The sequence below is a fragment of the Sphingobacterium athyrii genome (assembly GCF_003071065.1).
In the GTDB taxonomy this organism is placed as follows: Bacteria; Bacteroidota; Bacteroidia; order Sphingobacteriales; family Sphingobacteriaceae; genus Sphingobacterium; species Sphingobacterium athyrii.
In genome coordinates this window covers 492944-506378 of record NZ_QCXX01000004.1, presented here as the reverse complement: position 1 = coordinate 506378, position 13435 = coordinate 492944, and the positions used below count along the sequence as shown (strand labels likewise).

7 protein-coding genes are annotated in these 13435 nt (G+C 40.2%); 2 read left to right on the top strand and 5 right to left on the bottom strand.

Annotated features, from left to right (window positions below; genetic code table 11):
• Positions 1-45: 45 nt before the first annotated feature.
• The 4 genes from DCO56_RS16710 to DCO56_RS16695 form a co-directional block, all read right to left on the bottom strand.
• Entirely contained in the window at positions 46-2844 is a 2799-nt protein-coding gene (locus DCO56_RS16710; RefSeq protein WP_108634893.1) for a glycoside hydrolase family 95 protein, read from the bottom strand.
• Positions 2844-4430, bottom strand: coding sequence for a glycoside hydrolase family 28 protein (locus tag DCO56_RS16705; RefSeq protein ID WP_108634892.1), 1587 nt, complete (start codon positions 4428-4430; stop codon positions 2844-2846). Before DCO56_RS16705 ends, DCO56_RS16710 begins: the two co-directional genes overlap by 1 nt.
• A gap of 1 nt (position 4431) precedes the next feature.
• On the bottom strand, positions 4432-5970 hold the full coding sequence (locus DCO56_RS16700) for an MGH1-like glycoside hydrolase domain-containing protein (protein WP_219929405.1): 1539 nt from the start codon (positions 5968-5970) through the stop codon (positions 4432-4434).
• Positions 5971-6073: 103 nt separating this feature from the next.
• Positions 6074-8692, bottom strand: a complete 2619-nt coding sequence (locus DCO56_RS16695; RefSeq protein WP_108634891.1) for an alpha-d-galacturonidase — start codon at positions 8690-8692, stop codon at positions 6074-6076.
• Between the two features lie 258 nt (positions 8693-8950).
• Here DCO56_RS16695 and DCO56_RS16690 point away from each other — a divergent pair, with 258 nt between their 5' ends.
• Together DCO56_RS16690 and DCO56_RS16685 are read left to right on the top strand one after the other, a co-directional pair.
• Positions 8951-9571 carry a 3'-5' exonuclease gene (locus tag DCO56_RS16690; RefSeq protein WP_165309242.1) on the top strand — a complete coding sequence of 207 codons (621 nt, stop codon included), beginning with the start codon at positions 8951-8953 and terminating at the stop codon, positions 9569-9571.
• Between the two features lie 10 nt (positions 9572-9581).
• Positions 9582-11495 carry a DUF294 nucleotidyltransferase-like domain-containing protein gene (locus DCO56_RS16685; RefSeq protein ID WP_108634889.1) on the top strand — a complete coding sequence of 638 codons (1914 nt, stop codon included), beginning with the start codon at positions 9582-9584 and terminating at the stop codon, positions 11493-11495.
• A gap of 7 nt (positions 11496-11502) precedes the next feature.
• On the opposite strand, the gene DCO56_RS16680 is transcribed toward DCO56_RS16685, so the two are convergent.
• Positions 11503-13422, bottom strand: a complete 1920-nt coding sequence (locus tag DCO56_RS16680) for a glycoside hydrolase family 43 protein (protein WP_108634888.1) — start codon at positions 13420-13422, stop codon at positions 11503-11505.
• Between the last annotated feature and the right edge of the window lie 13 nt (positions 13423-13435).

Below are 13435 nucleotides of genomic sequence, written 5' to 3'. Positions count from 1 at the left end.
AGGCACAGCAAAACAGCCTAATCAACAGCATCAATCTGGTCATCATTATTTCTTTAACTTCAATTCTTGATCGAAGGCATAAGACTTGCCCTTCTTTGTTTTGATTTTTACTTCGCGACTAGCATAACGCAAATGGAGTTCTTCTCCAGCAAGCGATTCAACAGTCACCTCCAATAACTGATTGTCTTTCCATTCCATATTAACCTGAAAAGCCCCCCGCGCTCTGAGTCCCTTTACTTTACCCGTGCTCATTTCCTCTGGCAATGCTGGTAATAATTCAATCCCGTTGATATGGCTCTGAAGCAACATCTCGGTAATTCCTGAGGCTCCACCAAAGTTGCCATCGATTTGAAATGGTGGATGAGCATCGAATAGATTTGGATAGGAACCACCTCCTTTACCCGCCGGTCGCAATAGCATTTTTACCATGTGATAAGCATGCTGAGCGTCTTTTAATCTAGCCCAAAAATTAATTTTCCAGGCCAGGCTCCAACCCGTTCCCTCATCACCACGTAGTACCAACGAACGTTTTGCGGCTTCAACCAATTGTGGTGTATGCGTCGTATTGATTTCATCTCCTGGAAATAACCCCCATAAGTGGGATACATGACGATGTTTATTTTCTGGATCATCCAAATCCGTCAACCATTCTTGGAGCTGTCCATGTTGCCCAATTTGGTTTGGTGCTATTTGATCTCGCATCTCCATAATTGAATCCCGCAATTGAACATCTTTACTCAATAACTTGGAACTTTGATCGAAAATAGCAAACAACGAACGGATAATTTGATGATCCATTGTAGGTCCTTTAACCAAACCTCCATTTTCTGGAGAGTTTGAAGGCGAACTGACCCACCATCCTGTTGTTTCGTCTTTAACTAAAAAATCTTTAAAAAATAAGGTCGCGTCCTTGATGATAGGATAATATTGCTGTAAAAAGTGTAGATCTTGTGTATATTGATAATGCTCCCAAAGATGTCGCACCAGCCAAGCCCCACCTGTGGGCCATATTCCATGATTGGAGTTATTGATGGGAGCTGTTCCACGCCATATGTCTGTATTATGATGCAACACCCAGCCTCGAGCAGCATAATATTCCTTAGCCGTTTGCCCACCAGCTAGACGAAGATCCTGGATCATCTGAAATAAAGGTTGCTGCAACTCAGAAAGATTCAATGCTTCCGTCGGCCAATAATTCATTTCCAAATTGATATTGGTGGTATATTTACTGCCCCACGACGGTTCTAAAAATGGATTCCAAATACCTTGGAGATTCATGGGCTGACTATCTTCGCGAGACGCTGCGATCTGTAAATATCGGGCAAACTGCATATAAAGTGCTACAAGCCCAGGGTCAGCATGTCCAGTCGCCCGCTGCAACCTTCGATCAGTTGGAATTGTGTCAAGTTGGTTGCCAGCACCAAGATCTATTGAAAAGCGATGATACAATCGTTGGTAATCTTTTTGATGGACTTGATACAATTTATCTAGATCAAGCGTACATAAGTTCTTGAATCGTTCTAAAGCAGTAGCAGCATACTGCTCGTTCAATTCCCGATAAGATTTAAAATTTGTCGCGGCAATCAGATAAATCTGCGCTTCATCAGCCTGTTGTACCACAAGTTCGTCACCTTCATAAGATACTGCACCACCTTTCAATTTGAGTTGCAGGAAAGCCGTCCCGCGCATTGCCCCATTTTTTACCCACACTTCCAAACGGATTGATGTGCCGTCCATGTGATGAAGTTTAGCGCGCTGATGTTTGGTATTCATTGCGAGTCGAAAAGTAACTTTATTTTTCTGATCAGCCTGCAAGCGTACAGCAATAAAATTATTGGGATGACTCGCAAAATAGGTCCTCCTATAATTCACCCCGTTGAAAGCGTAATTGACCCGGACTTCGCCTTTATCCAAATCGAGTATCCGGCTGTAGTTTTCAGCAACATCGTGATCAAACTGCAGTTTCAACGAACCGAAAGGTTGATAAGATGCTTGATAACTTCCTATTTTCGGACTGTTTTGATCTTGAATATGGTATTTCCACTTTCCCTTCAACGACACAAATTTACCGGTGTTACTTTTTAAACCGATAGCTTGTTTGGGATCTTTATATCCTGCCACACCACCCTTACCTTCTAGATTGATTACCTGAATAGCGATACTATTCCGCCCTTCACGCAATAATCCCATAGGAATTTGATAGTGTCTCCTGGTTTCATCCCCCGCAGATTGGCCGACGAGCTCACCATTGATATAGGTATAATCATTGGTTCGTATTTTATTTAAATCCAACGACCAGTGCTCAGCTAGATCATTTTTTGACAGGTTAAATTCATAACGAAACCAGACTGCTCCGTCTAGGCCTTCAAGCCCCTCTATTTCCCAACCCTCATAATGAGGAACGGTAATAAGTGGCCATTTACTATCATCAAAAGCGAATTCAAAAGGACCATGTTCCTGTTTTCGGATTTTGTCAATCTTGTTTAACCAAGCGGTAGGGTCTTCGGATTCACTTTTAACTCCCATAAACTCCTGCATCGCCAAAGATTCTGCTTCTTTCTGGCGCCCTTGATCCAGTAGCTCTCGGATCTTTTGAAGATACTTTGATGCTCCTTTTTTATTATAATTCCGTGGACCGTCGGTCCACAAAGTCTCTTCATTAAACTGTATCTCCTCATTGCTAACACCACCATAAATCATGGCCCCCAGGTGGCCATTCCCAATAGGCAAAGCCTCTTCCCATTGTGTAGCAGGATGATCAAACCATACGCGCGACTGCGCAAAAGCTGAGCGCAAAGAGCATATCGATAAAAACGACCATAAGATATACAGTTGTAAACGCATTATTTATTGTCTGAAGGGTTTATATTTGATGTTAACTGACCACTTTTATAAGTTCCACGGAGGATTTGCTTTACGCGAGCCAGATTATTGCCCTGTACGTAAATTTCTTCATTTGCGGAACCAACTAAATCCAGAAATACTCCTGTTCCTGCTGAAGGGAAACAGCTTTGCACATTCGCTGATTTACAGTTTTCCAGTTCGATTAATGATTTCTCCACTGCAGGTGTCGTATTTCTCACATTCAAAATATGCAGTTCCTTACTGTTGTTGGCAGTCAACAAGGCTCCTTGTTTGATGGCCAAGTTTACATTGTTTAATGTCAAGCCATTCACGTTAAGAGCCGAAAAACCTGTGTTCCCCTGCATATTAATATCTGAAAATACTACATTCTCAATTGGCATCTCCTCCAACCCCCGCATATATCCAACACGATTGGTTGTCCCTGATAGATTGTTAATAAAAATATTCCTGAACTTAGGTGTACGTTCGCCGACAGGTTCGATATCAGTTTTAGCATATTGCATATCCATCACAACGGCTTGATCTCTAATGTTGCGCATGACAATATTGGACACTTGAATATTTTCAACGATACCTCCTCTGCCCCGAGCAGTCTTAAGCCTTATACCACGATCAGTACCATCAAAAATGCAATTGGAAATAACAATGTTTTTAACACCGCCGGACATCTCACTTCCTATCACAACGCCGCCATGACCACGAAGCATTGTACAATTTGTAATCGTATAATTTTCGGCTGGAATGTTAATTTTTCGTCCCGAACGGTCCTTTCCTGATTTTATCGTAATGCAGTCATCCCCCACGCTAATATGGCAATTAGCGATGCGAACGTTGGAGCAAGATTCTGGATTAATACCATCTGTGTTAGGAGATGGAGGATTATCTATTGTCACACCATCCACTGTGACATTATCACAATATTGGGGATTAATTGTCCAAAATGGTGAATTTTGAATTTTAATATCCTTGATCTGTACATTTTTACAATTTAAGAATTGTATAAACGGCGGACGTAGGAAGCCTCTCTCGATCCATCCCGGAAGATCTGGAGCCAGTACATCCTTATTGAGGCGTTTAAACTCTTTTTGCCATTTACTGTCTTCGGTTTGTTTTTTAACCTCAACCTCGGAATAGCCCCACCACTTTTTACCATGTCCATCGATAGTACCACGTCCCTGAATACTAATGTTTTCTAGGTTATTGCCATAGAATAATGGTGAAAAATTGGTTACTGCAGTTCCTTCCCATCGCGATTCCACCATCGGTAAATAATCATCAAAATTATCACTAAAATGCAATTCAGCACCAGCATCAATATAAATGGTGATATTACTTTTCAGGTGAATTGGACCTGTTATATATTTTCCCGCCGGGAAATAGATCGTTCCTCCGCCTTTATTTGCTGCAGCTGCAATAGCCTTTTTGATAGCCAATGTATTGCTGCCAGTACTGTCTTTTCGCGCACCAAAGTCCATGACATTTAGCCAAGTTTGTGCCTGTAGACCCAACATGGATAAACAAAAGAAAACTGTTATTAATCCACGATGATAGTTTTTTCTGATCATATTAATTTAAGTTAATCTTACAATTTTTTAAATCCATCTGGTGGAAGGACTTTGTTCCATCCACATACACAGTAAATCCTTTTCCTTTGTTATATTTTTCGCCGGTAGCATCCCAATAAATCGCAATGTTCTTATTGTGGTAAGTTAACTGAGTCAGCGCAAAATAGTCCCATCTGTCTTTTTTAATCAATGGCCTTATTTCCAATGTATTGTTGGTTTGTGGCTTTACGCCAATTAAGTCCTGAATAATGATATCCGCAAATGTAGAGTGGTTGTAAAACTTACTTCTCGGATTATCGCCTTTTAACCATGCTCCTGTCCGCTCATCTTGGTATTCACCAATATAAGGCTTACCGTTCATCACATGTGATTTGGCATATTTATGAATCTGCTCGTATAAATCATTCGCATTTATCGCCTTATTCCGCTTGTAATCGCTTAAGTAATTAGCCATTCCACGGATCGTCTGCGAACTTGTGAAAGGCCAAATCGCACCATCCCATTCACAACTATGCCCTGTCCCACGCGTTCTAAAAGTTGGTTCACGTCGCTCGGCAGTCGTTGTGCCCCAAGGGGCATTAAATCCCGCCGTATCGGGCAATTGAAGCCATGCCTGTCCATACATTGCTTTATCGGGCGGTAAATGAAAGTACCATGGGATAAAACCAATTGCTTCACGTGTGGAATGTAGCGGTCCCTTTTCCAGCTTTGTTTTAAAGAATTGATCCTCCTTGTCCCAGAGTGAATCCAATACCAATTGACGCAAAGACTGTGCGTATGAACTATATTTCTTCTCTAATCCCTTATTCGACACCAATTTGGCAATTGCTGCAATCGCAACAGCATTCCCATACATGTAGCTGTTAATAGATGGGCGCATATTATGCTCTTTCCGTCCACCGGAAACAGATTCTTCCATCCCATCCTGGACATCGTATTGCCAGAAAAGACCATTATTAGCCTTTCTTTCTTTTTCCCATTTTTCAAAATCTTGATCCAAGTCCATCAATCGGGCCTCTAAATAGTGATTGTCAGGATTGACTTTGCAATAGGCCAATAATGCATCAGGCAGCCAGGAACTGAACTGATGGAATCTCCGCTTGGATTGACCTTTATCAGCATGATAAAGCCAAAAATCAATGTATTCTTTTAAAAACGCATTGTCGCGAATCCATCTCCCTTCATACAAATGGTGACCAAGTGCACAACTAATTGAATTGTATTTTCCAGCATGCTTTACCGGTTCAATAAATTCTGTTACCAAAGTACCTTCTGGACTTGACTTTATATGTTTGCGATAGGACCACCACCTAAAATAATAAGTCTGCTCAACCTCCTTATCAGGACAATCCAGCAAGGGGACATTCGTCACCAGCCAATCGTAAGCATCCTTATTTGGAATCTTGTTGACCACTGCTTCATTGTCATTACTATTAAATTCCCGAACATAGGATCGGACCTTCTCCACTAATTTTTCCTGCGCCTTTACATAGGAGAGTCCAAAGAAAAGAAGCGCAAGAATAGACGTTTTAATTTTCATTACTTATTTAATATCAAAAAGTTGAAATCAATTTATTGTGTTTTTCGTAAAATACCTACTTCGTTTAAGTTGTTTATCCTGTACTATCCTGAGCCTCGTTATACTACAGTTTTGTACCGTGATAATAGCCAAATAAATCGTCGAGGTCATCCCCTTGATTATCCACATCGGCATTATACGGATGTGGGAGCTCCCTATCGTCCACAACGCCTAAAATCAGCACTTCTCCCTTCGGAATTTTCAGTTCGTTCGTTCCCGCAGGAAAGGAGTAAGTATGAATATCTACCATAGGCATGTACTGAATTCGAATCGCATTACGCACTTTTGCCTCTGCCTGTCCAAAATCATTGGCGCTCGCATCGATTTCCAAAACAGGTTTGGGGGCAAAAACTTTGTCGGTGCTATTGAAATAGCCAACTAATATCTTGACTGGTTTTTCACTTTTGAACCGGAGATGTGTACCGACTAATTTTTGATTAGCCGCATCAATCTGTATCGCTTGAACCCCTTCTAATTCATTTGCTAAATGTGTCACGACCAATTCCTGATCCGCATACAATTTCGCGCCCTTTTTCAATGGAATCAATTGTTGATTATCCAGAAACGTGACCTGCTGAGATTTTACTCCAACTTTTATTTGCGTAGGGGTATCGCTCATCTTTGATAAAGAATCTATCGCTTGTTTAAAGTTATTCAATTCAGTTTCAAAGACAGGCAGCATTTCCTTCCAATGAATAAAGGTTGCATCCGCTCCCCGCATTGGTATTTTACGTTGTTTGGTTTGCATGCTGTTTGCATATAAATAGGTCTTATCAGTTATCGCTGTTAGCTTACGGTATTCTTCGACACTTCGCTCCAGATCCGGTAAAGCTTTTCGAAGAGCACTTAGATCACGTATATATTTATAGCGCAGAAGTTGAATGGCAGCCTTCACCTTATAGCTATAATGATTAGCCAACAGTTGATGGATTCGGATATCATTAAGCCATCGATCAAATTCTGCTACATTTTTGGTGGGCATTCCCAATGTTTTGATAAGAGCCGCTGCGCGCGCTCCATGTTGCACAATTTCTCTTGCCACCTGGTCAGGTGTTTCTCCAATATGGCCTTCATGACGATAGTCCTTCTCTACATATTCAACAATCATCTCTCCTTCTGGCGCCTCAGATTCATAAAGCATTGTAAACAATCCATAACGATAAGGATTTATCAGTTGTGTCATCAGCATTCCCAAAGAAGAGGTCTGTCTGTTACCGTCTGTAATACCAAATCGCCGCAGGATTTTAGGCGATATCTCACCTATTTCTTCAATGGCCGATAATAACTTTTGCGCATCCTTCTCAGGAATACCGTAATAGTGCACAAGTTCCTTTGACCAATAGGATTTCTCATTTAATAAATCTCGATTTTCGTCCCAAGCGTATCTAGCCCAAGCTTTGTACCACATCCAATCCCGATCGACCTGTAATAATCTATTGTCAACTTTATCCGCTGAGTAGGGCCAATCCCAATACGAAGCCTGTGGATATATATGGATGCCATTTGAATAGTGGACTTCGTGCATAGCTTTAACCGATTTCTGGATAAAATCAGGCGAGCCATAACGGAAAGGTTCCAAATTGGCCAATATATGCACATTTTGAATATGTACCGTACCAATATCACCTAATGAACGATGTAATTCTGCCCATTTTCCCCGAGGTGTATAGGTCGTCAATGCCTCTCCATTATATTTAGCCATCGTGTACAAATTCTTATATATCGGCAGTGATGCTTGCATAACAGCAGGCGCATCCGTATCATGGGCCCTTAGGATGATAGGTGGTTCACCGGCTGTCCGAGACAACTGTAAACCATCTTTCACACCCGGAATAATCGTTTTTGTAAACCAGTTGATATCGTCCTGCCCCACCCCTTCCATTGCTTCACCCAAAGTAATCAAGAGCCCTACATTCGGATATTTGGCTACAAAAGCAGCGATGCTTTTACGTGTATAATCTGAAATTAAAGGTGTAATAATTCGATTTCGCTCCTGTGTCTTTAAACCATGGCGATCGGCGAAAGGCTTTGGTAGGATAATATTATAAAACATTTGAATAATCCAGATCCCTCTTTTATTAGCTTCTTTGGTCAAAAAAGTATAGATATCTTGATTTTTCTGAAAAGTAGACTCATCAACCTCAAGCGCATAAGGATAATCTTTTAATTTGACTAAGGAGGAAAAAGGATGCCCATTCCAAAGGTAAAGTGCATTATATCTATTTTCAGCCATCATATCCAAATAATTCAGCCACAATTGCTGATCGTAAAACCAAGGAAAGGACTCTGGTGTATAAGGGTATTCATAAATATCATGCCCCGGTAGATAGGTCGTTTTCTGAAGCCCGATGCTCGTCCCTCGCATCACCATCTTGGGTCCATCTTGTATAAAAAAGGGCTGGTTTCCATGCCAGGTTTTATTAGCAAGTAATTCCATACAACCGTACAATACCCCTGACTCGTCTGCTCCGATAAGTTCAATTACTCCTTTTCCTGCTTTCCGATATAAAACAAAATGTTCTTTCTCGATCAATTTAGCTTTAATAGAGTCTGGTAAAGGCTTTTTTTGTGCTAACGTACTCACCTCAACCTGTACAGGGTTTGTGACAATCGAGTTGAACAGTTCTTTTTGTAGCAGGTCAATGGCGTATTGAAATCGCTCTTGATTTACGATTCCGGCCATCGTATAAACAATATTTTTTTGTTTGTTTCCTGCGTGAAGCTCTACAATGAGAGAACAGATACAAAGTAAAACGCATAATAGTCTTCTGTACATAATTGGTTATTTTGCAATTCACTAATAAATGTCAATTTTACATATAAAATTCCAAATATTAGAATAAGTATCTCGTTTTTTACAAAGTAAATTTTTTACAGATAGAGATTTAATCCGCATCAACTAGATTATTTTTACTATTTTTAGTATATAATCAACGATTCCTTGAAAAAATATCTTTTATTCTTAGACACGGAAACATCTGGATTGCCAAAAAAATGGAGCAAAAGTTACACAGAAAGCGACAATTGGCCATATGTACTGCAATTGGCTTGGATCATTTTTGACGAAAACCAAAATGAAATAAAACGTACGAACAAATATATCTATGAACCACTTATTCCGATCAGTCCGGCATCAGAACAAATACATGGGTTGACACCCCCCTTTTTAATGAAATATGGTGAGAAGAAAAAAGATGTGCTGCGCAAGCTAAGTCATGACATTAAAAAATATAAACCGCAAATTGTGGGACATTTTCTTTCCTTTGATCTCCAAGTATTATCAGCAGAATTCTACCGGTCGAACTTGGTTCTCCCATTTGGTGACGTAGATTATTTTTGCACACTGTTACATAGCAAAAGATACGTAAGAAACCCCAACATGGTCCATCTTCCGCTTTCGTTATTACATGAATCCCTTTTTTCGGCTCCGCCAGAACATATGCACGATGCAGAAAAAGATGCTGAGATCACGGCAAAATGTTATTTTGAAATGATTCAACGAAAAGACCTGACCCATCAAGATATCCTAAACCAACAAACAGAGTTTGATAACATATCCTAATGCTGTTCTCATGAAAAATCCCGAGGTTATTCTTTCCATACTGAAATCTACCCCCCCTTTTCAGGCACTGCCCGATTCCCTACAGCTGAGTATTGTAGATATATTCAATGAATACCGCTTCTCCAAAGACACACTTGTCTATCGACAGAACATTACCGACATGGATGGAGTCGACTTAATTTTTGAAGGTGAATACGAAACGTTCTTCTTGGATGACTTAGACAACAAAAGATTGACGGAAATTCACCACAGACCTTATTGTTTTGGCGGAATATCCGTCCTTTTGAATCGAACAAAAGCATTAAAATCTGTAATTGCCAAGAAAGGCACCGTCATTTATCGATTGCCCCGGAAAAACTTTATTGAGCTTTGTAACGCAAATGAAGAGTTTTTCCATTTTTTTACCAATTCTTTTGGTAGGAGAATGCTGGATGAAGAATTTTCTCATTTTGTCAAATCTCCAGCTTCTTTCGAAGAAAGCTATTTTGCAGCAGATCAATTATACTCAAGAAAGATCGAACACATCATCTACAAAGATATTGTTGCCTCTACCCCTGAAACGCCCATCTATGAGGTTGCAAAGACAATGGCAAACCAAAAGGTAAGTTGCTTATTTATCAAAGAAGACGATAGCATTATTGGTTATGTGACCGATATGACTTTGCGGGATAACGTAGTTGCTCGACAAATACCGGTCGACCATCCGATTGTGGAAGTCATGGACAATCCTATTGTTAGTATTTCTGATCAGTCTTATCTTTATGAGGCTGTATTAAAAATGTTCCGTACAAAATCAAGGTACCTGCTTGTGGAAAAAGAAGGAAACTATGTTGGGTTCCTAAGTCGTAATCGCCTGTTGAGCGAACAAGGGCAATCGCCACTTGTATTCATTCAATCGGTAAAACTAGCAGAGACGCTGGAAGAATTGGGTGAGAAGTGGAACAATGTTCCGGAAATTATCCACCAACTGCTTGGTAGAGGTGTAAATGCTGAAATTGCCAATCAGGTGATCACGACGGTAGCAGATAGTATTGCGCTCAAAGTAATCGAAAAAGTAATAGGGGAAATAGGTGAGCCTCCGGCAAAATTTGTTTTCATGGTTACGGGCAGTGAAGGTAGAAAAGAACAAACGTTGATGACGGACCAGGACAACGCAATTATCTATGAAGATAAAGCCAACGAACAGCGTGAACTGGTACGTGATTATTTTCTCCGTTTCGCCTCTCAAGTATCCGATCATTTGAATACAATAGGTTTTAGCTACTGCACAGGTGGTTATATGGCTAGCAATCCCGAATGGACACACTCCCTTTCCCATTGGAAAAACAACTACAAAAAATGGATTGAAGAAAGTATTCCGGAAAATGCCATTAAATTTTCAACATTTTTTGACTGCCGACGATTATACGGCGACCAAGAGATAATTGATCAGCTTAAAGAATTTCTCAATATCGAGTTACAGCGCCCTAATGATCGATTTTTTGCATTTATCGCCAAAAATGCCTTACAATATGAGCCGCCATTAACATTTTTTAAAGCAATCAAAACACAAACCATCGGTTCATCGGAAGTCTTCAACATAAAAAAAGCGATGACACCTATTGTAGACTTGGTTCGTGTTTATGCCCTGAAAAACCGTATTTATGAAGAAAACACCGGTGGTAGGCTCAAACAACTACTTGATTTAGGTGTTTTTACGCAGGAACAATATGAGGAATTGCATCAATCTTACTACTATCTGATGTCGATTCGCCTGAAAAACCAAGCGAATCAAATTCGAATAGCCAAACTAAGTCCAAACAATTATGTGCCGATGGACAGTCTGACAAATATTGAAAAAGCAACCATTAAAGAAATTTTTAAAACGATCAATAACTTCCAATTGGGCATCAAAGTGAAATTCACCAATAACCTTTTTGGTTAGTACATTGTTAATGACTGGGAATCACAGGTAGGATCTTTCCATCTGCATCGAAGTGCAATTCATCCATACAAACCTCCCGGTGATAACCGGCAGCATCCCCCATTGTAATTCCATTAGGGTAATTAAATCGATGGTAAATAATATGCCACTCATCTTTTCCCGGTACCTGTAGTATGGAGTTGTGCCCAGTACCAAAAATTCCGAGCCCCGCATCTTTCTGCAAAATGAGGTTATCATCAGGAACTTGAATTGGTCCCAAAGGAGATGTTGAAGTACCGTATCGAACCCGATAATTTTCACTACGGGTATCGTTTTCAGACCATAAAAAGTAATAAGTTCCCTTTCGGAAGAAAACATAAGTACCTTCGCGAAAGGTGCGATCCGGTGTTATTAATTTAATCGAATTTTCCTTGATCGTGATCATATCCTTATTGAGCTCGGCCACAGCAAGATGTCCATTCCCCCAATACAGATAACTTTTACCTGTTTTGGGATCAGTAAAAACCGCGGGATCGATTTCTTGGCCACCTTTCACACCATTCGGCTTAAAATCTATCAGCGGTTTACCTGAATCTTTAAATGGTCCTGTCGGCGAGTCAGCTACGGCAACACCGATTTTCTGGGCTGCTGTAAAATAAAAATAATACTTATACCCGCCTTTAACTTTCTTTTCTATAATTGTCGGTGCCCAGGCATGGTGCGTACCCCAAGGAACATCTTTTTTTAAATCTAATATCACACCCTCATCTTTCCATTCCTTGAGGTTCGTAGAGGAAAAAGTTTTGAAGTAATATCCACCCCAACCGTCAAAACCATCGCTCGTTGGATAGATATAATATTTCTTTGTCTTATTGGAATACAATACATCCGGATCTGCGTAAAAGCCTTCTAATACAGGGTTCTTCGCCTTATTTAAAGCAATATCTTCGGGCTTACCCCAATGTTGCACCAATCTGTTTAATTCATTTTTTGAAATAGGCAAAACTGTGCCATGTCGCGGATGAAAATCCATATCAATCTGTTGATCTATCACTTTAAAATGATCTAGATCATGCGATTCGCAAAACTGATATTTCCCTTTTTTATAAACATCATACATGAGAACATAAGTATCAGATTGATTGCGCCTAAAAATACCCGACCCTTCCACATCTTCTGAGGTAGCCTGTTTGTAACCCGGCTGTTCCACCCATTTTCCTGAGGTCAAGGAATCTGTAATGGCTTGTTTTATACCTTTTCCATCGCCCTCCGTTTTATAAAACAAATGAAATAATCCATTTTTAACAATAATATCCCCATCAATACAGGATTGACCATTTTTTGGCAAGAACAACACCCTAGGTTCGCCTTCCAAATCTGTAAAATCGGGGTTGGCATAGGCATAATAAATCACATCGGGTTGATCTCCGTATTTCATGGACCAGTAAACCATATATTTATTTGCGCCCGGATCAAATATAGTCTGCGGTGCCCAGACTCTTTTTAAGTCTTTCTGTCCCTGATAACGTTCCTGTATGTTAATAGCGTGATGATCCCAATGGATCAGATCCGTAGACTTTAACAGAACCATGCCGCGGTTAGAATCCCACCCTTTTGAGGAAATCATATCCGTTAATACCATATAAAATGATTTTCCATCTTGCGCACGTAGAATATGAGGATCCCTGACCCCACCTGTACTACTGATGATCTTAGAATCCAATATCGGCTGATTATTGTTCAGCGTTCTAAACGTGTAGCTATCGGTACTGATCGCAAAACAAACAGCCTCGTCTGCAACGGCATTTCCTTTAAAATAGGTAAATAAGTAAGCCGCAAAATCTTTTTCCGATGGACCAAATTTGTATTCCTGAGCAAATACGCCGGATAAGGATCCAATGATTGAACAAACAGCCCCAATGATGGACATCAACTTTTTTTTATTCATAATAAAGTGCCTG

Coding starts and splice junctions, on each gene's coding strand:
- DCO56_RS16710 (WP_108634893.1), bottom strand. CDS start 2,844: ATGCGTTTACAACTGTATATCTTATGGTCGTTTTTATCGATATGCTCT.
- DCO56_RS16705 (WP_108634892.1), bottom strand. CDS start 4,430: ATGATCAGAAAAAACTATCATCGTGGATTAATAACAGTTTTCTTTTGT.
- DCO56_RS16700 (WP_219929405.1), bottom strand. CDS start 5,970: ATGAAAATTAAAACGTCTATTCTTGCGCTTCTTTTCTTTGGACTCTCC.
- DCO56_RS16695 (WP_108634891.1), bottom strand. CDS start 8,692: ATGGCCGGAATCGTAAATCAAGAGCGATTTCAATACGCCATTGACCTG.
- DCO56_RS16685 (WP_108634889.1), top strand. CDS start 9,582: ATGAAAAATCCCGAGGTTATTCTTTCCATACTGAAATCTACCCCCCCT.
- DCO56_RS16680 (WP_108634888.1), bottom strand. CDS start 13,422: ATGAATAAAAAAAAGTTGATGTCCATCATTGGGGCTGTTTGTTCAATC.